Source organism: Ruegeria sp. D4 (assembly GCF_056534475.1).
Window position 1 is genome coordinate 47,839 of sequence record NZ_JBQFPJ010000003.1, and the last position, 21,789, is coordinate 69,627.

Annotated in this window: 22 protein-coding genes; 4 read left to right on the plus strand and 18 right to left on the minus strand. The window is 60.3% G+C overall.

Annotation, left to right across the window (positions count from 1 at the left end; translation table 11 throughout):
• Positions 1 to 3 precede the first annotated feature (3 nt).
• From ACR0MI_RS06155 to pdeM, 4 genes are all read left to right on the plus strand, one after another.
• Entirely contained in the window at positions 4 to 549 is a 546-nt protein-coding gene (locus ACR0MI_RS06155) for a prepilin peptidase (protein ID WP_170613776.1), read from the plus strand.
• 117 nt (positions 550 to 666) lie between these two features.
• Complete coding sequence (locus ACR0MI_RS06160; protein WP_170613292.1) at positions 667 to 1,974, plus strand: ATPase; 1,308 nt, start codon at positions 667 to 669, stop codon at positions 1,972 to 1,974.
• A gap of 40 nt (positions 1,975 to 2,014) precedes the next feature.
• The gene (locus ACR0MI_RS06165) at positions 2,015 to 4,426 is read left to right on the plus strand and encodes a ligase-associated DNA damage response DEXH box helicase (protein WP_170619419.1); all 2,412 of its coding nucleotides are present in this window, start codon (positions 2,015 to 2,017) and stop codon (positions 4,424 to 4,426) included.
• Positions 4,427 to 4,466: 40 nt separating this feature from the next.
• Positions 4,467 to 5,129, plus strand: coding sequence for a ligase-associated DNA damage response endonuclease PdeM (gene pdeM / locus ACR0MI_RS06170; RefSeq protein WP_170613296.1), 663 nt, complete (start codon positions 4,467 to 4,469; stop codon positions 5,127 to 5,129).
• A gap of 1 nt (position 5,130) precedes the next feature.
• On the opposite strand, the gene ACR0MI_RS06175 is transcribed toward pdeM, so the two are convergent.
• The 18 genes from ACR0MI_RS06175 to ruvC all read right to left on the minus strand — a co-directional run bounded on the left by ACR0MI_RS06175 (position 5,131) and on the right by ruvC (position 21,552).
• Entirely contained in the window at positions 5,131 to 5,877 is a 747-nt protein-coding gene (locus ACR0MI_RS06175) for a LytTR family DNA-binding domain-containing protein (RefSeq protein WP_170613298.1), read from the minus strand.
• 228 nt (positions 5,878 to 6,105) lie between these two features.
• On the minus strand, positions 6,106 to 6,996 hold the full coding sequence (gene folD, locus ACR0MI_RS06180; RefSeq protein WP_170613300.1) for a bifunctional methylenetetrahydrofolate dehydrogenase/methenyltetrahydrofolate cyclohydrolase FolD: 891 nt from the start codon (positions 6,994 to 6,996) through the stop codon (positions 6,106 to 6,108).
• Positions 6,997 to 7,048: 52 nt separating this feature from the next.
• Positions 7,049 to 7,354: a chorismate mutase gene (locus tag ACR0MI_RS06185; RefSeq protein WP_170613302.1), complete on the minus strand. Its 306-nt coding sequence runs from the start codon at positions 7,352 to 7,354 to the stop codon at positions 7,049 to 7,051.
• A 57-nt stretch (positions 7,355 to 7,411) separates the two neighbouring features.
• Positions 7,412 to 9,088, minus strand: coding sequence for a formate--tetrahydrofolate ligase (locus ACR0MI_RS06190; RefSeq protein ID WP_170613304.1), 1,677 nt, complete (start codon positions 9,086 to 9,088; stop codon positions 7,412 to 7,414).
• A gap of 144 nt (positions 9,089 to 9,232) precedes the next feature.
• Positions 9,233 to 9,829 (minus strand): MOSC domain-containing protein, encoded by a 597-nt coding sequence (locus tag ACR0MI_RS06195; RefSeq protein WP_170613306.1) that lies wholly within the window; start codon positions 9,827 to 9,829, stop codon positions 9,233 to 9,235.
• A 98-nt stretch (positions 9,830 to 9,927) separates the two neighbouring features.
• Complete coding sequence (gene ftsH / locus ACR0MI_RS06200) at positions 9,928 to 11,844, minus strand: ATP-dependent zinc metalloprotease FtsH (RefSeq protein WP_170613308.1); 1,917 nt, start codon at positions 11,842 to 11,844, stop codon at positions 9,928 to 9,930.
• A 75-nt stretch (positions 11,845 to 11,919) separates the two neighbouring features.
• Entirely contained in the window at positions 11,920 to 13,173 is a 1,254-nt protein-coding gene (tilS, locus tag ACR0MI_RS06205) for a tRNA lysidine(34) synthetase TilS (protein ID WP_170613310.1), read from the minus strand.
• A complete protein-coding gene (gene ybgF / locus ACR0MI_RS06210) occupies positions 13,170 to 13,994 on the minus strand; it encodes a tol-pal system protein YbgF (protein ID WP_170613778.1) in 825 nt (274 codons plus the stop codon). The genes tilS and ybgF overlap by 4 nt, the downstream gene beginning before the upstream one ends.
• Before the next feature lie 4 nt (positions 13,995 to 13,998).
• Positions 13,999 to 14,502 (minus strand): peptidoglycan-associated lipoprotein Pal, encoded by a 504-nt coding sequence (pal, locus tag ACR0MI_RS06215; protein WP_170613312.1) that lies wholly within the window; start codon positions 14,500 to 14,502, stop codon positions 13,999 to 14,001.
• A gap of 88 nt (positions 14,503 to 14,590) precedes the next feature.
• Positions 14,591 to 15,910 carry a Tol-Pal system beta propeller repeat protein TolB gene (tolB, locus tag ACR0MI_RS06220; protein ID WP_170613314.1) on the minus strand — a complete coding sequence of 440 codons (1,320 nt, stop codon included), beginning with the start codon at positions 15,908 to 15,910 and terminating at the stop codon, positions 14,591 to 14,593.
• The gene (locus tag ACR0MI_RS06225) at positions 15,907 to 17,001 is read right to left on the minus strand and encodes an energy transducer TonB family protein (protein WP_170613316.1); all 1,095 of its coding nucleotides are present in this window, start codon (positions 16,999 to 17,001) and stop codon (positions 15,907 to 15,909) included. The genes tolB and ACR0MI_RS06225 overlap by 4 nt, the downstream gene beginning before the upstream one ends.
• 9 nt (positions 17,002 to 17,010) lie before the next feature.
• The gene (tolR, locus tag ACR0MI_RS06230) at positions 17,011 to 17,487 is read right to left on the minus strand and encodes a protein TolR (RefSeq protein ID WP_170613318.1); all 477 of its coding nucleotides are present in this window, start codon (positions 17,485 to 17,487) and stop codon (positions 17,011 to 17,013) included.
• Position 17,488: 1 nt separating this feature from the next.
• The gene (gene tolQ, locus ACR0MI_RS06235) at positions 17,489 to 18,184 is read right to left on the minus strand and encodes a protein TolQ (protein WP_170613320.1); all 696 of its coding nucleotides are present in this window, start codon (positions 18,182 to 18,184) and stop codon (positions 17,489 to 17,491) included.
• A 105-nt stretch (positions 18,185 to 18,289) separates the two neighbouring features.
• On the minus strand, positions 18,290 to 18,673 hold the full coding sequence (gene ybgC / locus ACR0MI_RS06240) for a tol-pal system-associated acyl-CoA thioesterase (protein ID WP_170613322.1): 384 nt from the start codon (positions 18,671 to 18,673) through the stop codon (positions 18,290 to 18,292).
• Positions 18,670 to 19,293, minus strand: coding sequence for an RNA methyltransferase (locus tag ACR0MI_RS06245; RefSeq protein ID WP_170613324.1), 624 nt, complete (start codon positions 19,291 to 19,293; stop codon positions 18,670 to 18,672). The genes ybgC and ACR0MI_RS06245 overlap by 4 nt, the downstream gene beginning before the upstream one ends.
• Positions 19,294 to 19,356: 63 nt before the next feature.
• Positions 19,357 to 20,376 carry a Holliday junction branch migration DNA helicase RuvB gene (gene ruvB, locus ACR0MI_RS06250; RefSeq protein WP_170807742.1) on the minus strand — a complete coding sequence of 340 codons (1,020 nt, stop codon included), beginning with the start codon at positions 20,374 to 20,376 and terminating at the stop codon, positions 19,357 to 19,359.
• Positions 20,377 to 20,380: 4 nt separating this feature from the next.
• Positions 20,381 to 21,058, minus strand: coding sequence for a Holliday junction branch migration protein RuvA (ruvA, locus tag ACR0MI_RS06255; RefSeq protein WP_170816789.1), 678 nt, complete (start codon positions 21,056 to 21,058; stop codon positions 20,381 to 20,383).
• Positions 21,055 to 21,552, minus strand: a complete 498-nt coding sequence (gene ruvC / locus ACR0MI_RS06260) for a crossover junction endodeoxyribonuclease RuvC (RefSeq protein WP_170613330.1) — start codon at positions 21,550 to 21,552, stop codon at positions 21,055 to 21,057. Before ruvC ends, ruvA begins: the two co-directional genes overlap by 4 nt.
• Positions 21,553 to 21,789 lie beyond the last annotated feature (237 nt).

Sequence of the window (21,789 nt, forward strand, 5' to 3'; positions counted from 1 at the left end):
TTGATGCATATCCCTGCGGTTGCAGCTGCGTGGTTCCTGCCATTTGTGCTGCCAATCTGCTTTTACGTCGCTTTCACTGATATGCGTGAAATGCGGATCAAGAATCACGCGGTTCTGGCGCTGGCGATTGTTTATGTCGTCATCGGTCTGTTTGTCCTGCCGCCGTGGTCGCAGGAGTGGTTAAGCGGGAATATTGGCCCCCTATCCGTCACTTTGCCCCTCTATCTGTGGCAACTGCTGCATATTGTCATTGTTCTGCTTGTTGGCATCGTCCTGAACGCGGCAGGGGTCATGGGTGCGGGAGACGCCAAGTTCCTGGCTGCGGCCTCTCCTTTCGTCTGGTTTGCCGACGCTTTTATCCTGTTGGCCGTTCTGACAGCGACCCTTCTGGCCGCCGTGGCAACCCATCGTCTGGCCAAAAACACCCGTCTGCGCAGCATCGCACCGCATTGGGAAAGCTGGGACCGTGGCCGGCAATTTCCAATGGGTCTGGCCCTGGCAGGCGCTTTGGCCATGTATCTGATTTTGGGAACTGTTTACGGTTCGTGAACTATCATCAGCGCGCCTTGCCCCCGCCTTGGTCCTGCCACAAAGGCGGGCCAAATTTTCCGCAAGCGGCCCTTTCAGGGCCCGTTGACGTGAAACCGGGATAGACGAGCCACGCTCATGAATATGCAGACCACTTCCGTTATGGCCCCCCCTGCCCCAAAGGGGCTGGGTGAAATGCAGCTTCCGCTGGTGATGATGCGGGACATTTTGCTCAAGACGATCTTTCGCAAGAACGTCGACACCGTGTCCGAGATCGCCGCAGCCATCTGTCTTCCGGGTTCCGTTACGCAGGAACTGGTTGATATCACCCGCGATCAGAAACTGCTTGAGGCGACCGGCACCCTGAACGCCAACAGCGGCAACGAAATGGGGTACCAACTGACCGATGCGGGAAAGGCGCGTGCGCTGGACGCGTTGAGCCAGTCGGAGTATTTCGGCGCCATGCCAGTACCGCTGGACGTGTATCGCGAGCAGGTCAAGCGCCAGTCGATTCGCAACATTCAGGTTACGCGTGAACAACTGACCGGTGCGATGGGTCATCTGGTTCTGCCCGACAGCCTGCTTGACCATTTGGGCCCGGCGGTCAGCGCCGGCCGGTCGATCCTGATGTATGGCCCGCCGGGCAATGGTAAATCCTCGATCTCGAACGGTATCCGCGACGCGCTGGGGGACAATGTCTATGTGCCCTGGGCCATCGAATATGCCGGGCAGGTGATCACCGTCTATGACCCGATCGTCCATACCGCCATCGAACAGGAACCCGATGACCCCAACAGCCTGCGCCGCCGCAAACGGTTCGATTCGCGCTATGTTCAGTGCGAGCGCCCGACGGTTGTGACCGGGGGCGAACTGTCTCTCAGCATGCTTGATCTGGTCTACAACCCGACCGCGCGCACCTACCAGGCGCCGCTGCAGTTGAAATCGACAGGTGGCATCTTCATCGTCGACGACCTTGGCCGTCAGGCGGAACCACCTCAGGCGCTGGTCAACCGCTGGATCGTTCCGCTGGAAGAAAACAAGGACATCCTTGGCCTTCAATCGGGTGAAAAGTTCGAAGTTCCCTTTGACACGCTGGTCATCTTCTCGACCAACTTCCACCCGAACGAGATCTTTGACCAGGCCGCCCTGCGCCGTATCTTCTTCAAGATCAAGATCGACGGTCCGAACCAGGAAAACTTCCTGAAAATCTTCGCCATGGTCGCCCGCAAACGCGGCATGCCGCTGGACGAGGCCGCGCTGGTGCATCTGTTGAAAGTCAAATACCCGACGATCAACAACATCTATGCGAACTATCAGCCGATCTTCCTGATCGATCAGATGATCGCAATCTGCGAATTCGAAGGTATTCCTTATCAGATGAGCCCCGACCTGATCGACCGGGCCTGGGCAAACATGTTCGTCAAGGACGAGAAAATCGTCAAATAACGCCGTGCCAATCAGGCGCGAGGGCGGTTAATCTGCGCAAATGACGCAGATTCCCGCCCGGATCACCGACTGGTTTTCAGCCAAAGGCTGGTCCATCCACCCGCATCAGCAGGACATGTTCGACCGGGCACAAGACCCGGCGACATTGCTGATCGCACCCACAGGTGGCGGCAAGACCATGGCCGGCTTCCTGCCGACGCTGGCGGAACTGGCCGATGGCACGCATGAGGGCCTGCACACACTCTATGTCTCGCCGCTCAAGGCGCTGGCTGCGGATATCCGGCGCAATCTGCGTGGCCCGGCGGACGAAATCGGCCTGCCGATCCGGATCGAAGACCGGACCGGCGACACCTCGGCCACGCAAAAGAAACGCCAGCGCGTGGATCCTCCGCATATCCTGCTGACGACGCCCGAAAGTTTGGCGCTGCTAACCTCGTACGAGGACGCGCCGCGCATGTTCAAAGGCGTGCAGCGGGTGATCGTTGACGAGATCCACGCCCTTTCCGAAAGCAAACGCGGCGATCAGTTGATGCTGGCACTGGCGCGCCTGCAAAGCCTGTGCCCTGCCCTGCGTCGTGTGGGCCTGTCGGCAACTGTCGAAGACCCCGATGCCATCGCCCGGTTTCTTGCCCGCCACCCTGACACCTGCCGGATCATTCAGGCCGACCCCGGCCCTGACCCGGATATCTCGATGCTGGAAACGACCGAGATGCCACCATGGTCCGGCGGCGGCGCGGCCTATGCCATTCCGGCCGTGCTGGAGCAGGTCCGGCAACACAAGACGACATTGATCTTTCATAACACCCGCGCACAGGCCGAGATCTTTTTTCACAACCTGTGGCTCGCAAATGACGAAGGTCTGCCCATCGGCATTCATCATGGCAGTCTGGACCGGCAGCAACGCGAAAGGGTTGAAGCCGCAATGGTGCGCGGAGAGTTGCGCGCCATTGTCTGCACTGGCAGCCTGGATCTGGGCATCGACTGGGGTGATGTGGATCTGGTGATCCAGATCGGCGCGCCCAAGAACGTCAAGCGACTGGTGCAACGCATTGGTCGCGCCAATCATCGATACAACGCCCCCTCCAAGGCTTTGCTGGTGCCTGCCAACCGGTTCGAGGTTGTCGAATGCGTCGCAGCGCTTGAAGCCGTCCAGGCGCATGATCTGGATGGCGAACCGCGCGGGCGCGGCCCAAGGGACGTGTTGTGCCAGCACATTCTGATTGCCGCCGCCGCAGGGCCGTTCGATGCGGACGACCTTTATGCGGAAATGACGATGGCAGGGCCTTTTGCCCAACTGTCGCGTCCTGAGTTCGACGCCTGTCTGGAGTTCTGTGCCACTGGGGGATACGCCCTGCGCGCCTATGACCGCTGGCAACGACTGCAGCAGCGCCCCGATGGCCGTTGGCAACTGCGCGACCCGCGCGCGGCGCAGCGCATCCGTATGAATCTGGGCACGATTCAGGATACCGACACCCTGAAAGTGCGCCTGAAACGCAACCGGGGCGGCAAACCCCTGGGTGAGGTCGAAGAGGGCTTTGCCGCTTCGCTGACGCAGGGTGATACCTTTCTGATCGGCGGGCAGATCGTCCGCTATGAAGGCCTCCGCGAGATGGTTGTCGAGGTCAGTCGCCGCGCTGATCGCAAACCCAAGATCGCAACGTTTTCCGGCACGAAGTTTGCCACTTCCACGCAGTTAAGCGACCGCATCCTGCGGATGTTTGCCCAGGACAACTGGCCGCAATTGCCGCCGCACACCGCCGAGTGGCTGGCCCTGCAACGCAACATGTCCCGTCTGCCCCAACGCGACCGGCTGCTGATCGAAAGTTTTCCCAATGACAGGCGCGAAAACCTGTGTGTCTACGGATTTGCCGGGCGAAACGCCCAGCAAACGCTGGGCCTGCTGCTGACCAAACGGATGGAGGAAACCGGGCTGGCACCATTGGGCTTTGTCGCCACCGACTATGCCACGCTGATCTGGGGACTGGATGCGGTGACCGATCCGCGCCCCCTGTTCGAACACAGAGCATTGCGGGCGGGGCTCGAGACATGGCTGGCGGGCAACGCGGTGATGAAGCGTACCTTTCGCGCCTCGGCGACAATCGCGGGGCTGATCGAACGGAACACCGGCGGCCAGCGCAAGAGCGGGCGGCAGGCAACGTTCTCGTCTGACATACTGTATGACACGCTGCTGAAATATGACCCGGACCACCTGTTGATGCAGATCACACGCGAAGAGGCCATGCGTGGTCTGGTAGATTTCGGACGGATCGAGGAAATGATTGCGCGCATCGGCGACCGCATCGATCTTCTTCGGCTGGACAGAGTTTCCCCCCTGGCCGCGCCGCTGTTTCTTGAGGTCGGCAAAGTGCCCGTCAAAGGGGCCGCCGAAGAACGGCTATTGGCCGAGGAAAGCGCGCGGCTTTTGCAGGCTGCGGGATTAGAGAGCGGTTAATCCGCTTGCCTTGGGTCGGGAAAAAGGCAAAGAACGGATCATGAACAGCCTGTTGTTTACCTTTGCCGGTCTATCCCTGCACGCTTTGGGGTCCGGGGCGTTGTGGTGGCCCGATCGGAAATTGCTGTGCGTGTCCGACCTGCATCTGGGCAAGTCCGAGCGGATGGCCCGGCGCGGCGGGGCCGCGCTGCCGCCCTATGACACACAGGACACGCTGACGCGGCTGGCGGCGGACCTGCACCACACCCGCGCCGAGACGGTCATTTGCCTGGGTGACAGCTTCGACGATCTGGACGCCGCACAGTCATTGATCCCGGACCATCAATTGCAGATCGTCACCCTGCAGGCCGGCCGGGACTGGATCTGGATCGAAGGCAACCACGATCCCGGACCTGTCGAACTGGGCGGAACGCATTTGTCCGAGTGCTCCTTTGGACCGTTGGTATTCCGCCACATCGCCGAACCCTCTGGCCGGGCCGAGGTTTCGGGCCACTACCACCCCAAGGCGAGCTTACGCGTGCGTGGCCGGTCCATCACCCGGCCGGCGTTCCTGCTGGATCAGGCGCGTTTGATAATGCCGGCCTACGGTACGTTTACGGGCGGTCTGCGCAGTACCGACGCGGCCTTGGCCGGCTTGATGGACAAACAGGCCAAAGCCATTCTGACCGGGCCACAGCCACAGATCATTCCCATGCCGCGCTAGTTCAGATCAGCCCGTCCTGTTCCAACATGGGTCTGTATTTTCGGCTGACCGGCACAAGGTCGCCGTTACGCAGCCGGACGAAAGTCTTTCCGTCGGTCCGTTCGGTGCTGACAATTGCATCATCAGTCACCCAATGGGATCGGTGTGTGCAATGACCGGGGATCGGCTCCATCTCGTCGATCGCATCCGTAAAACGCGATCGAATGGTAAACGTACCCTCAGAGGTGACGACATCCACATTGTGATCCCGAACCGTCAGACGATAGATCCGGCCTTGAAAACCCGCCGGAAGACGTCTGACCAGACGCGGCATCTGCTCTGGCACTCCGGTCGGCTTTGGATGTCCGGGTTCCGTCCGGCCGACCAGAATCAGGCCGGTCGAGAACAGCACCCCGTAAGGTAAGACCGCCAGCGCACCTGGGGCTTCCTGTCCGCCAATCGTGAACAGCAGCCAGGCCAAAAGCCACAATGCCGGTGTAAACAGGATCAGGATGACGGCAGAGAAGACAACGTCTCGGGCCGAAAGATAGTCCTGAGACAGATGTTCATAGATGAACTTTCTGGAAAGCCATGTCGCGGCGATTGCCAGTGCCATGACACCGGCCCAGAATGTCAATCGCATGCCGAACGGCAATGCGACGTCCAAAAAAGGTGGAAAAGTGTAAGCCAGCAGCGGAACGAAAACCAATCCAGCCACCACGCGTTGAAGGGTGCAAGCGGCTATGATCAGGTTCAGTTTTGACTTCATATTGTTCCGACGGGCAATCCGCTGAGGTCCGTTACAATCACTTCGAGCGGCATGCATTTCGCATTTAACCAACTGGATTTAATAACTTATCACCGATTTGATCACATTCAAACCCGTTTATTCAAAATTAATGTTGTCTCTCAATGAGGAAACGGCCGGGAAGGTTTCCCCTGCCCGGCCGTTCCAAAGCATCGGTTGCGCGCTTAAATTGCGCGGAATCTTTCGCGATCAGGCGGTCAGACCCTCGGGTTCAGGTAAACCGTTCGCGCGGCAGCACGCTGTCAGCGTGTTGGCCAGCAAGCAAGCGATGGTCATCGGGCCAACGCCGCCCGGAACCGGCGTGATCGCACCGGCGCGTTCGGCCGCACTGGCATAGTCGACGTCTCCGACCAGCTTGTTCTTGCCGTCGCGCTCGATCCGGTTGATGCCCACATCGATCACGGTCGCCCCTTCCTTGATCCAGTCGCCCGGCACCATCTCGGGGCGGCCCACGGCGGCAACCACGATATCGGCGCGGCGCACGACGTCCGGCAGGTCCTTGGTGCGCGAATGCGCGATGGTCACGGTGCAGCTGTCACCCAGCAACAGTTGCGCCATCGGCTTGCCGACGATGTTCGACCGGCCGATCACAACAGCATCCATACCCGACAGTGACCCATGGTGGTCGCGCAGCATCATCAGGCAACCCAGCGGGGTGCAGGGCACCATCGACTTCTGACCGGTACCCAACAGGCCCACATTCGAGATATGGAACCCATCCACGTCCTTGGCCGGGTCGATCGAGTTGATCACCAGATCCTCGTTCAGATGCTTGGGCAGCGGAAGCTGAACCAGAATCCCGTGCACGGCGGGATCGTTGTTCAGCTTGTCGATCAACGCCAGCAGGTCTGCCTCCGAGGTCTCGGCATCCAGCTTGTGCTCGTACGAGTTCATGCCGACCTCGACGGTCATTTTGCCCTTTGAACGGACATAGACCTGGCTTGCCGGGTCCTCGCCCACCAGAACCACGGCCAGGCCGGGCGTGATGCCGTTTTCCTCTTTCAGCTTTGCAACCTGATCGGCCACCTGCGCGCGGACTTTGGCCGCAAAGGCCTTGCCGTCGATGACTTGAGCTACCATCCTTTGATCCCTTCTTTCAAAAGCGGATCGGGCGCCAGAAGCGCCCGGTCATTCAGTCAGGGCCGAGCACACTTTCTTCGCGTGCAATCGACCAATCAATCAAGATACGCCACAGATTTTCGGCAAGATCAGGGTCCATACCCAGTCTGTCCGAGCTCACACGTACCTTTTGCACCACATCTTCAACTCGATCAGGAATTCGGGCCGGAAGACCCTCGCCCGGTTTCAGCTCGGACGCGCGGTCAATGTAAGTTGCGCGCGTCACCAACATCTCAATCAGTTGGCGGTCTAGCTTGTCGATCTGAACCCGCAATTCCTGCATGGAAAGACAGTCTTGCGGCAGTGTCAGAGTGGGCATCGCAATCTCCTCATGGCCCGGGGATTCCCCGGACCACGAGATGTCTCATTCAGCGGCTTAGAACAAGCCCTCGATCTCACCTGCGTCATTGAGGCAGATGGTTTCCGCGGCGGGATTGCGCGGCAGACCGGGCATGGTCATGATCTCACCACAGACAACCACGATGAAACCGGCACCCGCGGACAGGCGAACCTCGCGCACCGGAACCGAGTGGCCGGTGGGCGCGCCACGCAGGGACGGATCGGTCGAGAACGAATACTGGGTTTTTGCCATGCAGACCGGCAAGTTGCCGTAACCGGCGGCTTCCCATTCCTTCAGCTGGTTGCGGATCTTGGAATCCGCCAGCACCTCGTCAGCGCGGTAGATGCGCTTGGCGATGGTCTCGACTTTTTCGAACAGCGGCATGTCGTCCGGATAGATCGGCGAGAAGTTCGCAGTACCGGCATCGGCGATTTCCACAACCTTTTTGGCCAGATCCTCGGATCCCTCCGAGCCCAGTTCCCAGTGACGGGACAAAACCGCCTCAACCCCGTGCTCGGCACAATAGTCCTTGACGGCCTGCACTTCGGCGTCGGTGTCGGTGACGAAGTGGTTGATCGCGACGACGACCGGCACACCGAAGGACTTCACGTTCTCGATATGGCGGCCCAGGTTGGCACAGCCCGACTTCACGGCATCAACATTCTCGGCACCCAGATCGGCCTTGGCAACGCCGCCGTTCATCTTCATCGCGCGCACGGTGGCAACCAGCACGACAGCAGACGGAGCGATGCCCGCCTTGCGGCATTTGATGTTCATGAACTTTTCGGCACCCAGATCGGCACCAAAGCCCGCTTCGGTCACGACATAGTCGGCGACTTTCAGAGCGGTCTTTGTGGCGATGACCGAGTTACAGCCGTGCGCGATGTTCGCGAAAGGACCGCCGTGAACGAAGGCCGGGTTGTTTTCCAGCGTCTGCACCAGGTTCGGCTGCATGGCGTCCTTCAGCAGAACGGTCATTGCGCCCTCAGCCTTGATGTCGCGGCAGTAGACCGGCGTCTTGTCGCGGCGGTAAGCGACGATGATGTCGCCCAGGCGTTTCTCCAGGTCCTTCAGATCGTTTGCCAGGCACAGGATTGCCATGACTTCAGATGCCACGGTGATGTCATAGCCTGCTTCACGCGGGAAACCGTTCGAGACACCGCCCAGCGAGCAGGTGATCTGACGCAGGGCACGGTCGTTCATGTCGACCACGCGGCGCCACACGACGCGGCGCATGTCAATGGCCTGCTCGTTGCCCCAGTAGATGTGGTTGTCGATCATGGCCGACAGCAGCGAGTGAGCCGAGGTGATGGCGTGGAAGTCACCGGTGAAGTGAAGGTTCATTTCCTCCATCGGAACAATCTGCGCGTAACCGCCACCTGCAGCGCCGCCCTTCATCCCGAAGTTCGGGCCCAGCGAGGCTTCGCGGATACAGATCATCGCATTCTTGCCGATGCGGTTCAGGCCGTCGCCCAGACCAACGGTGGTAGTGGTTTTGCCTTCACCTGCCGGGGTTGGGTTGATCGCGGTCACCAGGATCAGCTTGCCATCTTCACGGTCCTGCACCGAGTTGATGAAGTCCTGGCTGACCTTTGCTTTGTCGTGACCGTATGGCAGCAGGTCTGCGGACTCGATGCCGATTTTAGCGCCGATTTCCTGAATCGGCTTTTTGTTCGCTTCGCGGGCGATTTCGATGTCGGATTTGTAGCTCATTGGGCAGGGTCCCTGGTTGAATGCCGTGCAAAACCGACGCTGAGCGTCGGCGCTGTGCAATCCATACCGTCGTGTACAAAACGGATGGCTATGGATTCCGACATAATTGTGCCGCGAAACGGCGTCGGGGTGTTTACCGCGTTTCTAATCGGAAACGCCGGTACCGGAAGGTGCCCAGGCCCGCTGATCCGGCACGAACAGTTTCATGCTGTCACCCAGCTTCAATTGACCCGGGCGTTCGACCCAGGCGGTCACGCCCCTGCGCCCCTGTGCCGCCGGTTTGAAGGCAGGGCCATGTCCCGGCAGGTCGGCTTCCACCTCGCGTCCCGGAATGATGCAGGGACGGTTTTCCATATCGATCGTTAGCGTCAGGCCATTTACGGCCTGCAGACGGGAACTTGGCGGCACATGGGTGAAATCGGGAATTCCGCGCAACACAAGGCTGGCGCCCAGATAGGACGGGTCCAGCCGGGTGAGGCTCATCTCGGCGGCAATCTCGTCCAGTTGCTCGGCTGACAATACCGACAACTGCCGGACATTTCGAATTTCTGTTCCCTTCGGATACAGGTTTGTCATGCGAACGCAGGAGGCCCGGTTCACACCTTCGTGCCGCGCGCCGGGATCACCCGCGAAATCCAGATCCAGCGTCTGGACCGACTTGGCCCGAATGCTATTGCCAGCAGGAACGTGCCCCAGCCAGGTCACTTCGGCGGTGTATTCGGTTTGGCGCAATACGGGCATGTCACCCCTTTCAGGCTGTGTGCGATAACGCGGCACAGAAACCCAGTTTCAGGTGATTGGAAAGAAAAAAGACCCGGGACATTGCCCGGGTCCGTTTGTTATGCCGAGGGTTCCGGCTCCATCCCGCCTTCGGGCGGAGACTTCTTGACCTTGGTTTTCGGGATCGCGGTGACACTGGGCGCGCTACCCTCGTCGGTGTTGTCGCCTTCGTCATCCCCCTCGCCGGGCGATTCGCCGTTCATGACGCGCTTTATCTCGTCACCTGTCAGCGTTTCGTATTCCAGCAAGCCCTGTGCCAGGCGTTCCCAGCTTTCACCGTTCTCGTGCAGGATTTCGAGCGCGCGCTCATAACCCTGCTGAATCAGGCGCTTCACCTCTTCCTCGATCAGTTCCTTGGTGTGGGCGGAAACCGAGAATCCGGCCGTGTTGCCTGAATACCCCTCATGCGCCTCGGCATAGTCGATATTGCCGACCTTGTCGGACATGCCCCAGCGCATCACCATGGCGCGCGCCAGCTGGCTGGCCTGCATGATGTCACCGGCCGGACCGTTCGACACATGGTCTTCACCGTATTTGATCACCTCGGCGGCTTTGCCCGCCATGGTCATGGCCAGCTTCTGCTCACACTCATCGCGGTGATAGTTCAGGCGGTCCATTTCCGGCAGCGAAACCACCATACCCAGCGCACCACCGCGCGGGATGATCGTCGCCTTGTAGACCGGATCGCACAGCGGCAGGGTCAGGCCGACCACGGCGTGACCGGCCTCGTGATAAGCGGTCTTTTCCTTCTGGTCCTGTGTCAGAACCATCGAGCGGCGCTCGGCCCCCATCATCACCTTGTCTTTCGCATTCTCGAAATCTTCCATGGTGACAAAGCGGCGGCCCACACGGGCGGCCATCAGTGCGGCCTCGTTCACGAGGTTCGCCAGATCAGCACCCGAGAAACCCGGCGTACCGCGTGCAATGATACGCAGGTCGACATCGGGGCCCAGAGGCGTCTTGCGGGCGTGGACACCCAGGATCTTCTCACGGCCTTTGATGTCCGGATTACCCACAGTGACCTGACGGTCGAAACGGCCCGGACGCAGCAGCGCGGGGTCCAGAACGTCTTTACGGTTGGTGGCCGCAAGAATGATCACGCCTTCGTTGGCCTCGAACCCGTCCATCTCGACCAGCAACTGGTTGAGGGTTTGTTCGCGTTCGTCGTTACCACCGCCATAACCGGCGCCACGATGGCGACCCACGGCGTCGATTTCGTCAATGAAGACGATACAGGGCGCGTTTTTCTTGGCCTGCTCGAACATGTCGCGCACACGGGACGCGCCGACACCCACGAACATTTCAACGAAGTCTGAACCCGAGATGGTGAAGAACGGCACGCCCGCCTCACCCGCAATCGCGCGGGCCAGCAGCGTTTTACCGGTACCCGGAGGGCCAACCAGCAGCGCGCCTTTCGGGATCTTGCCGCCAAGACGTGAGAATTTCTGCGGGTTGCGCAGAAACTCGACAATCTCTTCCAGTTCTTCCTTCGCCTCGTCGATCCCCGCCACGTCGTCAAATGTCACGCGGCCATGCTTTTCTGTCAGCATCTTGGCCTTCGACTTGCCAAAGCCCATCGCGCCGCCTTTGCCGCCGCCCTGCATCCGGTTCATGAAATAGACCCAGACACCGATCAGCAGCAGGAAGGGCAGCAGTGTGATCAGGAACGACTGGAAACCCGACTGTTGCTGCTTTTCAGCGCGCACGGGGATGTTCTTGTCGATCAGCAGTTTGGTGACTTCGGCATCGCCGGGCTTGATGGTGACATAGCTGGCACCACTTTGCGTGGTATAGCGAATCTGCTCGCCGTCCAGTGTCACATTCTTGACTTCGCCACCCTCAACAGCGCTGACAAAGTCGGAATAGGTTCTTTCGTTATTCTGAAGCGAACCGCCCGGTCCGCTGAACAGATTAAACAATGCCAGGATCAGCAGAAAAAGAACGACCCAGAAAGCGATATTACGAGCGTTGCCCAAGAAAAATCTCCCAACAGATTTCGGCAGGTGAGGATCCGCCGCTTGCTCCTTAAAATAGAGAGGATTGTGGCAGGTTCAATGCGATAAAATCATAGCATAAAACTCGGGCCAATTTGGCATCATTTCGGCATGCCAGCCATTTGGAGATCCGGAAAGCGGGGCAGACACGACCGTATCGCCTGTCCAGACCGCAGGCGTGGACATCAGTGCGCGCCGGGGCAAGCGTGCTTCACGCCAATCCAGCAGTTGTTTCAGCCCGTCCTCGCCCAGCGCGCGGATTTCGGCATCTGGAATTGTGGGGCCGGACACCACCCAGCGTCGGTCCCAAGGCTGGTTACACGCGGCCGTTACACCCTGAAGCGCCTTTAGTTCCCTGCAAATCCACGCATTATCGCGTTCTGTGAAGACCAGACAGCCTCCGATGGTGCTGGTCCGGCGATTCAATAATGCTTCCAGCGCCTGATCCACATTTGACTGGCGCGGCGGATACCCCTCTCCCGCGATCCAGTTGATGGTTGCGACCAGAAGGCGGCGCTGGATCTCGCGCGGCAACGCCGCAAAGCCTGCGGGATCAATGCAGACAGCGCCGTCTTTCACTTCGGTGATCTTGCGCGCGGATTCCTGCGTATACCGCGCCAAAGCATCACGGGCTTGTGCAAGATTTTCAGCCACCCGGGCCAGAGACTGCGCGGTGATGCCAATTGGTTCAAGGCTTGCCAGAGCCTGCCGCACCTTGATCCGGTCAAATCGGGTATCGTGATTCGACGGGTCCTCGATCCAATCAGCGCCGATCTCGCGTAGATAAGTGCGCAGTTCCTGACGCGAGATATCCAGCATCGGTCGAAGCAGCAAAACCCCGTCTCGTGCGCGAACAGACGGCATCGATGACAGGCCGGTGACGCCGGCCGCGCGCGCCAGCCTCATCAGAACGGTTTCGGCCTGATCGTCTGCCGTGTGCCCAAGGGCAATGGCCTCCACCCCATTGCGACCGGCCCATTCCGTCAGCAACGCGTAACGCGCCTGACGGGCCTGATCCTGCAGGTTTCCGCTGCCACCCCACCCTTGCCAGACCAGAGTATCATGCGACAGCCCAAGGCTTCCTGCCTGCGCGGCCACCGTTTCTGCCTCGGCCGCTGCTTCAGGCCGCAGGCCATGATTCACGGTTGCTGCCAGAACTGTCACCCCTTCAGCCTGTGCTATGCCATGCAGAAGATGCATCAGCGCAACCGAGTCGCCGCCGCCCGAAACCGCCACACCGATACGGCGCGGCAGTGTTTTCGGCAGTCGCTCGCGGATCTGAGCTGTCAGAGAAGCTGCACTTCGGGTCAAGAACAACCCAGAGACGCCATTTCCTGCGTGGCGTCCGAGACCGTGCTGGAGGATGGGAAACGCACCCCAACCTCGCCCAACGTGATACAGGCCTGATCGGTTTGTCCCAATCGCCCCAGCGCGGCCCCCAGTTCAAACAGCGCTTCGGGGGCAAAGGCCCCTTCGGAATCACCGGTAAAGCTCGCCAAGAATGCCCGGGCGGCTTCCCGGGTATCGCCCAGACCTTCCAGCGCCTGGCCACGTTTCAGATGCGCCTCGGGTGCAAGCGGACTGCCGGGATACGAGGTGTCGAATTGCGCGAATCCATCTGCGGCAGACTGAAAGTCACCATCAGCCAGCGCCTGCGACGCTGCATCAAAATCAGCGCGTTCACCCACGGCAAGTTCACCCTGACCCGAGTTGGTCGGCTCAATCGGCGTAGGAGCGACGGCGACATCGGTCGCGGTTTCCCCACCTAGGGTCGACGTTTCGCCCAACGTGCTGAGATCGCCCCCTTCCAGTTCGACCAGTCGGAATTCCAGATCGCCAATTCGATTGGTGCCATCGGTCACAACGCTCTGGATACGTTGGTTCAGCTGTTCAGTCTGCCGGGTCAGGCGCTGTAACTCGGCCTCGATGGCGTCAACGCGTTCCAGTACGGAACTGCCGGACAGGTTCGGAGCCGGGGAGCCGGTGGTCGAAAACTCGCGCTTTAGGCGCTGGATTTCCACGTGCAGCACTGTCAGTTCCTGCCGGATATCCGCCAGCGTCTGCTGATCCTGCGCCTTTGCCACGCCGGCGCTCAGCACGACCGCCGCCAGAACCCATCCTGCAATTCGCATCATCTTACCCCAGTGTTGAGCCGGTCAGCACCGTCACCGCGCGGCGGTTCTTGGAATAGCAATCCTCGGTGCTGCAAATCTCGATCGGGCGTTCCTTGCCATAGCTGACCGTGGTCAGACGGCTACCCGCCACCCCCCGCGAGATCAGATATTCACGCGCGGCGTTCGCCCGGCGCGCGCCCAGCGCAAGGTTGTATTCGCGTGTGCCCTGTTCGTCGGCGTGACCTTCGATCATCGCCACAAAATCCGGGTTTGCCATCAGCCAGTCGGCCTGCCCCTGCAGAACGGTCTGCGCCTGGGCGGTCAGGGTGGATTGGTCGACCTCGAACAGCACCCGGTCCCCGACCGTTTGCTGGAAATAGGCAGGCGAGCGTGGGTCGCTTGGCGATCCCGGCAGGATCGAACCGCTGCCGCCTGCGCCGCCGCCCAGTGCCGATGGATCATTGTTGGTACAGGCCGCGATCACGCTCAGCGCGCCCAAGGCCAGGATTTTGCCCAATACGTTCATTTCAGGTGCCTCGTGGATTTGTTTGTTTATTGCCGTCTCTTTAGCACAGCCAGAGTTTCATGTGAACTTTGCCGATCCGCTGACCCGATCAATTCTGCAAAGGCCCCCAGGACGGGTCGCTGCCGCCATCCGGCGTGCGGACCGGGCGCAGGTTCCGGCCCGAAATATCCACCGAATACAGCGTCGCCCGTCCGCTTGCGCCCTGGGTCTCGCGGGTGAACATGATCACGCGACCATTGGGCGACCATGTGGGGCCTTCGTCCAGGAAGGACGAGGTCAGCAAGCGTTCTTCACTGCCGTCCGTACGCATGACACCGATGTGGAAACGGCCCTTGTTCTGCTTGGTGAAGGCGATCAGGTCACCACGCGGCGACCAGACCGGCGTGCCATACCGGCCCTGCCCAAAACTGATGCGCGTCGGCTCACCCCCGCCGGCGGGCATGATGTAGAGTTGCGGCGTGCCCGAGCGGTCGCTTTCGAACACGATCTGCGAACCGTCCGGCGAATAGCTGGGGGCGGTTTCGATTGCGGGCGTGTTCGTCAGGCGGACGCTTTGGCCCGACGCAAGGTCCATCTTCCAAAGGTCGGTATTACCGCCCTGAATCAGCGAATAGACGATCGAGCGCCCATCCGGCGAGAAGCGCGGCGAGAAACTCATCGTGCCGTCCTGCGTCTTGAGTTCACGCCGTTTGACCCGGCCCACGTCCAGAACGTAAATCCGGGGGCTGCCGCTTTCGTAACTTGTGTAAAGCAACTGCTCGCCGGTAGGGGAAAAGCGCGGGGCCAGAACGATGGCAGAGCTGTCGGTCAGATACTGAACATTGGCTCCGTCGTAATCCATGATCGCCAGCCGTTTCAGGCGCTGGTCCTTGGGGCCGCTTTCCGACACAAACGCAACCCGGCTGTCGAAATATCCGCCCTCGCCTGTCACCCGGCTATAAACCTGATCGGCCACTTTATGCGCCATGCGCCGCCAGCCATCCGTGGTGCCTGCAAACTGCAACCCGCTGCCCAGTTCCTGACCCGAGAAAACATCCCAGACCCGGAAACGGACGGTCAGCTTTTTGCCTGACACGTTGACCGCGCCCGTCACCAACGCTTCGGCATTGATGGCCTTCCAGTCCGCAAACTGAAGCGGGGCCTCGAAGCTTGTCACCTGACTGATGAACGCATCCGATGAGATTTCGCGAAACAGCCCGGTGCCAGTCAGATCCGCCGCAACAACGCGCGAGATGTCCTGCGCGTATTGCGCCGCGGTAGGACTGTCCGGTACGAAATTTGGAACGGCAAAGGGCAAGGGTTCGATAATACCCTGATCCAATTCCAACCGCAGCGGCCCGCTTTGTGCAAAAACCGGCGCCGACAGAAGCGTCAGGCCAATAAAGAGGCTGGTCAGAAGTTTCATCATTTGATCCGCATCCTCTCGGGATTGAATGTAATCTCAATATCCTGCCACTGCGCGTATTTGTCAGCAGGCAGGTCGTATCCTTTGGCTCCGCAACGCAAAATAGCGCGCCGAGCGGCCTCGTAGGCCTGTTTTGCAGCCCCTGAAGAGCCGCCTGAGCTGTCGAGCAACTGCAAGCTGCCGCCAACAACCTTACCATCCGGGGTCAGAGAAAAGCCGACCACAACGACTGTCTGCAAGGCGTCCGTCGACAACGATCCGACATTCCAGCATTTCGATACCGCCAGCCGCATCGCGTCCTTTTCACCACTGGTCAGCGGTGGCCCCGATGGTTCGTCATTCTGTCCCAACGCATCGGCCAGCGCATCCTCGATGGCCTGCTGGTCACTTTGCGCCGGTTCTTCGGGGGCTTCCGGGGCTTCGGCCACCACGGGTTCGGCCGGAGGTTGCGGGCGGCTGGGACGCGTTCGGGGGCGCGGGGAAGTCTGGGGCGACAATTCCTGCGTCTCTTCCGCCTCGGTCACGATCTGATCCGTGGCTTCCTCGGGCGCGGTCTGATCCTGTTGCTCCTGCTGGGTCTCGGCCCCTTCATCCAGGGATACGGCGGGGGTTTCGATGTCATCCGGTTTTGCCTCGGGCGGCGGCGGGGCCACCGGCTCGGGCGCAACCTTGTCAGCGGAATTGGGCAGGGATTCCGGACCCGGCGTCGGCAACGCAGCGACTTCCGGATCAGGTTGGTCCAGCGTCGGGGGTTGTTCGATCACTTCCGGCTCGGGCGGGGCTTCCACCGGCTCGGGCAAAGGATCAGGCTCGGGCTCGGACGCGACAATCGGCTCGGGTTCTGGTTGTTCTTCGGGTGTCGGTTCAGGGGCGTTGGCCACTTCGGGCTCTTCAGGCGGCTGCAATTCAGCGGGCGGCGACGGAACCTGGGGCGCGTCACGTTGCGCAGTCATCGCAGCAAACTGTTCAGCCGTGACCACAGATACCTCCTGAACGGCCATAGGCAAAGGTTCGGACCGGAACGTGCCGCCAAACAGCGCCCATCCGATCAGACCTACGTGGGCAATCGCCGAGATCTTGGTGCCGGTATCCACCGCGCGGCCTCACTCTCCACCTTCGTCAAATGTCGGCCCGCCGGAATCGGTCACAAGGCCCACATTCGAAAACCCGCCGGCATTCAGCGCCCCCATCACCTGCATCACCTGCGCGTAGGGAATTGCGCCGTCCGCCCGCAAGAACACCCGGTCACTGGTTCGCTCAACCGCAATGGCCCTGAGTTTTCCGATCAGATCGGCACGCGCGACGTCCGTGGTCTGGATCTGCACCCGCCCGTCTGCTGTCAGTGTTACGGTCAGCGGTTCCTCATTGTCACCCGGCAGGGCACTGGCCGCCGTCTTGGGCAGGTCCACGGGCACCCCCACGGTCAACAGCGGGGCCGCCACCATGAAGATGATGAGCAGCACAAGCATGACATCTACAAATGGCGTCACGTTGATCTCGGCCATCGGCTGGGCGCGACCACGCCGCCGCCCCCGCCTGCGGCCGTTTCCGCCCGAGGGTTGCTGAACCGCCGCACCCATCTCAGCTGTCCAACTGCCGCGACAGGATGGTGGCGAATTCGTCGGCAAAGGCTTCATACCCGCCAACGATCCGATCACTGTCCGCGCTGAGCTTGTTGTAGAAAATCACCGCCGGGATCGCGGCCAGCAGGCCCAGACCGGTGGCCAGAAGCGCTTCGGCAATACCGGGCGCGACAACGGCAAGGTTGGTGTTCTGCTGCTCGGCGATCTCAATAAAGGCGTTCATGATGCCCCATACGGTGCCGAACAAACCGATAAATGGCGCGGTCGAGCCGACCGTGGCCAATATGGGCAGACCTTTTTGCAGTGTTTCCGCCTCTTTTGCGATGGCCACATCCATCGACCGGTCAATCCGTGCCGTCGCGCCGGCAATCAAGCCGCCGTCGGTCCGGTGTGACCTGCGCCACTCGATCATGCCGGCGGCGAATATCTTCTCGGAACTGCCGTCCGGTCGCGTCCCGATCTGTTCAAACAGCTCATCCAGCGGATTGCCGGACCAGAAGGATTCATCAAAAACCTGCGCTTCGCGTCGCGCTGCGCGGTAATTGATCAGTTTTTGAATGATGATCGCCCAGGACCAGAACGATGCAACGACCAGTATCAGCATCACCAGTTTGACGATAAATGTCGCGCGGGCAAACAGCCCCCACATGGAGAAGTCGATCTCCTGCGCCAGCGCCAGCGTTTCAGCTTCCATGAACCTGCTCTTTGTTTTGCCTGACAGCCATTTGGCCTTGTTTTGCCAAACGCTAACGCAGTTGATATCGAAAAGCCAACAGAACCACCCCGGCTGAGTAAATTGTTACATCAATGCGCGAATCTCTGCCGGAAGACGGATCGGCTTGCCCTCGCTATTGATGCAAACGGCGGTCACGGTGGCGCGGAAAATCTCGGTTTGGCCGCGCCGAACAAGCTGCGCCATGGTCAGGCGCACTCCTGAAATCGAAATCATCTCGGTCTCGACGATCAGTTCATCATCAAATTTGGCCGGCGACAGATAATCCGCCTCGATCCGGCGCACGACCCAGACAATCCCCTGATCCCGCATCGCGTTCTGGTCATTGCCGAGGTTGCGCACCCAGTCCGACCGTGCCCGTTCAATAAAACGCAGGTAATTCGCATGATAGACAACACCACCCATGTCGGTGTCTTCGTAATAGACACGAATGGGAAAGACGTGCTTCATTGTGGCTGCTCCAGACGCGCAAACAATCGCAATGCGTGGGACGCATCCTGCGCCATTCCCGGCAAAATCGGATCATAGGCGGCCCGGATCAGCGCAGCGATTTCAGGGCGCAGAATTGTCGTCTCGCCAGCCACGGCCAGCGGAGACTGCGACCGGAACGCAGCATCGGACCACAACAAAACGGTCTGTACCACCTGCCCCAGCGCAAGCGTTTCGGCAGGAATTTTGGACAATTCGCCATCCATCTTCAAAAACACGAACGCCGCCCGGATGGTCCCGTCCTCCTCGAACCGGAATATACGGTACTGGTTGGCATCCGCCTCCATCAGCCGCCCGACCAGAGGGGTCAGATCAGGGATCAGACGGTCCAGATCGGGCACCTCCTGCAATTCCTGCCAGTCGCGAAAAAAGAAGACCATGCAGTTCGCGCCCAGTTCCGGATCGGTCTCGGCCATCTTGTGGCCAGCCAGCGCGACAACCGCCTCGAACGCACCCTTGATCACTGAAAGCGTATCATCTTCGACGCCAAAGACGATCGGCACGATCGGTCGCCCCCAACGCGCGAACAGGAACTCGCCGTTTTCACGCGTAAAAAGTGCTTTGATTTCTTCCGGTGTCACGGCCGACCCTTCATCTTTTCAAAAATACTCTCGCCGAAGGCATAAAACCCATGGCGCACCGCATCAACCAAACAGATCGCTCTGCCCCCGGGGCGCGGCCATTCCCAAATGGGTCCATGCCTTCTGCGCCAGCATCCGTCCACGCGGAGTGCGCTGTATCAGTCCCTGCTGCAACAAATAGGGCTCAATCACTTCTTCAAGCGAATCCCGACTTTCTGACAGCGCTGCTGACAAGGTTTCGATTCCCACGGGGCCGCCCGCGTAATTCTCTGCGATCAGCTTCAGATAACGCCGGTCCGCGCCATCCAGCCCCAGGTTGTCCACACCCAGACGCGTCAGGGCACCATCGGCCAGATCGCGTGTAATCCGTCCATCGCCCTCGACAATGGCAAAATCGACCACGCGCCGCAGCAGCCGCCCTGCGATCCGCGGGGTTCCGCGCGAACGCCGGGCAATCTCGCGCGCGCCTTCATCATCAGCCGGAGCACCCAGCTTGCGCGCGTTACGGGTGACGATCTCGTGCAGTTCGTCGACCGTGTAGAACTGCAACCGCGTTGGAATACCAAACCGGTCGCGCAAAGGCGTGGTCAGAAGCCCCATGCGAGTCGTAGCGCCCACCAGAGTGAACGGCTGCAATTCGATCCGCACGGTGCGCGCCGCAGGGCCTTCACCGATCACCAGATCCAGCTCGAAATCCTCCATCGCCGGATACAGCACCTCTTCAACAGCCGGGTTCAGGCGGTGGATTTCGTCGATGAACAACACGTCCCGCGATTCCAGATTGGTCAGGATCGCCGCCAGATCGCCCGCCTTGGCCAGCACGGGGCCCGAAGTCATGCGGAAATTCACCCCCAGCTCGCGCGCCATGATCTGCGCCAGCGTGGTTTTCCCAAGCCCCGGCGGGCCATGGAACAACGTGTGATCCATCGCCTCGCCTCGCTGGCGGGCTGACTGGATGAAGATGCGCAGATTGGCTCTTGCCTCGGCCTGACCGATAAATTCGTCCAGCCCCTGCGGACGCAGCGCACGGTCATTGTCTTCCGGCAACGGGTCAGGGCGCAGGGCGGGATCGGCGTCTACCATTCATTCACCCTTTCGGAGCAAGCAGTTTCAAAGCGGCCCGGATCAGCTCCGCCTCACCCGCGTCGGGCAGGTTGGCTGCGGCTTCGGCCACGGCCGATGCTGCCTCGGACGGTCCATACCCCAAGTTGGACAGGGCCGACAAAGCCCCTGCAGTAGCAGCAGCCGAACCCGAGACTGGCCTGACCGCCGGTTTGGCGACTGGTGCAGGTTCGGACGATTCGACCACTTCCAGTTCGGGACCGCTCATCGCCTCTGTCACCGTGCCGCCCATTGCCATCACGCCCGGTGCCTTGTCCTTGAGGTCCAGCACAATCCGCTGCGCCGTCTTCGGTCCGACACCCTTGGCCGCCTTGACCGCACCCCAGTCACCCAACGCAATGGCGCGGCTGACCCCGCCCGGTCCCAGTGCGGACAGAATGGCTAGCGAGACCTTGGCCCCAACGCCCTGCACCGAACACAGCAGGCGATGCCATTCCTTTTCGACCAGCGACAGAAACCCGTAAAGCTGCATAAGGTCCTCGCGCACGACCATGTCGGTGTAGATCGAGACGCCCTCACCCACACCCGGTAGTGCCGCCATGGTCCGGTCCGAACAGTAGACGATATAGCCGACCCCGCGCACATCAATCAGCACGTGGTCTGCCGCGCGATAATCCAGCCGCCCGGTCAATTTTCCGATCATGCCCGCACCTCTTTCATCCGCGCCTGAGGCGCCGCGCCGTAATAGGAATGACAGATAGCAATCGCCAGCGCATCCGCCGCGTCCGCCCCTTTGGGCTGACACCCCGGCAGTTGCAGCTTGACCATATGCAGCACCTGCTCTTTTTCGGCGTGACCCACACCGACCACGGTTTTCTTGACCCGGTTGGGCGCGTATTCCCCGACCGTCAAACCGGCCTTCGCCAGCGTCAGCAACGCCACGCCGCGCGCCTGACCCAGTTTCAACGTTCCGGCACCGTCCTTGTTGACGAATGTCTGCTCGATCGCGGCCTGATCCGGTCGATACTCTGCTATGACCTCGACGATCTGGTTGTGCAGGGACAAAAGGCGTTCTCCCAGATCGTCCCCGTCGGACTTGCACAACCCGTTGGCGACATGGCTCAGACGGCTGCCATGCGATTCGATGATGCCCCATCCCAGGGTTCTCAGCCCCGGATCAATGCCTAGAATTCGCATGTTGTGCCTTTGGCCTGCTCGGGTTCGTGTGATTTTTTTATCAACTAGCACGAAGCAAGAACATTTTCCAAGCGAATTGACCCAAAGGCCAAAAACGACAGACCTGTCTCAACGGCGACGGATGGACCCTTTTTGCGACCCGGAATGTCCTGTTTCCGCCACCTAATGAAAGAGAAATTCATCAATGATTTAAGGGAATTTAAGGAAACTCGAGCTCTGCAGAAATTGCATAGGACA

Excerpts from the sequence above, each read along its gene's own strand:
- tolB (WP_170613314.1), bottom strand. The coding sequence starts at position 15,910 with ATGATGAAACTTCTGACCAGCCTCTTTATTGGCCTGACGCTTCTGTCG.
- ruvA (WP_170816789.1), bottom strand. The coding sequence starts at position 21,058 with ATGATCGGAAAATTGACCGGGCGGCTGGATTATCGCGCGGCAGACCAC.
- ACR0MI_RS06195 (WP_170613306.1), bottom strand. The coding sequence starts at position 9,829 with ATGCCCGTATTGCGCCAAACCGAATACACCGCCGAAGTGACCTGGCTG.
- ybgC (WP_170613322.1), bottom strand. The coding sequence starts at position 18,673 with ATGAAGCACGTCTTTCCCATTCGTGTCTATTACGAAGACACCGACATG.
- ruvC (WP_170613330.1), bottom strand. The coding sequence starts at position 21,552 with ATGCGAATTCTAGGCATTGATCCGGGGCTGAGAACCCTGGGATGGGGC.
- pdeM (WP_170613296.1), top strand. The coding sequence starts at position 4,467 with ATGAACAGCCTGTTGTTTACCTTTGCCGGTCTATCCCTGCACGCTTTG.
- ruvB (WP_170807742.1), bottom strand. The coding sequence starts at position 20,376 with ATGGTAGACGCCGATCCCGCCCTGCGCCCTGACCCGTTGCCGGAAGAC.
- pal (WP_170613312.1), bottom strand. The coding sequence starts at position 14,502 with ATGAACGTATTGGGCAAAATCCTGGCCTTGGGCGCGCTGAGCGTGATC.
- ACR0MI_RS06155 (WP_170613776.1), top strand. The coding sequence starts at position 4 with ATGCATATCCCTGCGGTTGCAGCTGCGTGGTTCCTGCCATTTGTGCTG.
- folD (WP_170613300.1), bottom strand. The coding sequence starts at position 6,996 with ATGGTAGCTCAAGTCATCGACGGCAAGGCCTTTGCGGCCAAAGTCCGC.
- ACR0MI_RS06190 (WP_170613304.1), bottom strand. The coding sequence starts at position 9,088 with ATGAGCTACAAATCCGACATCGAAATCGCCCGCGAAGCGAACAAAAAG.
- tolQ (WP_170613320.1), bottom strand. The coding sequence starts at position 18,184 with ATGGAAGCTGAAACGCTGGCGCTGGCGCAGGAGATCGACTTCTCCATG.
- ACR0MI_RS06160 (WP_170613292.1), top strand. The coding sequence starts at position 667 with ATGAATATGCAGACCACTTCCGTTATGGCCCCCCCTGCCCCAAAGGGG.
- tolR (WP_170613318.1), bottom strand. The coding sequence starts at position 17,487 with ATGGGTGCGGCGGTTCAGCAACCCTCGGGCGGAAACGGCCGCAGGCGG.
- ybgF (WP_170613778.1), bottom strand. The coding sequence starts at position 13,994 with ATGCGAATTGCAGGATGGGTTCTGGCGGCGGTCGTGCTGAGCGCCGGC.
- ACR0MI_RS06185 (WP_170613302.1), bottom strand. The coding sequence starts at position 7,354 with ATGCCCACTCTGACACTGCCGCAAGACTGTCTTTCCATGCAGGAATTG.
- ACR0MI_RS06175 (WP_170613298.1), bottom strand. The coding sequence starts at position 5,877 with ATGAAGTCAAAACTGAACCTGATCATAGCCGCTTGCACCCTTCAACGC.
- ACR0MI_RS06165 (WP_170619419.1), top strand. The coding sequence starts at position 2,015 with ATGACGCAGATTCCCGCCCGGATCACCGACTGGTTTTCAGCCAAAGGC.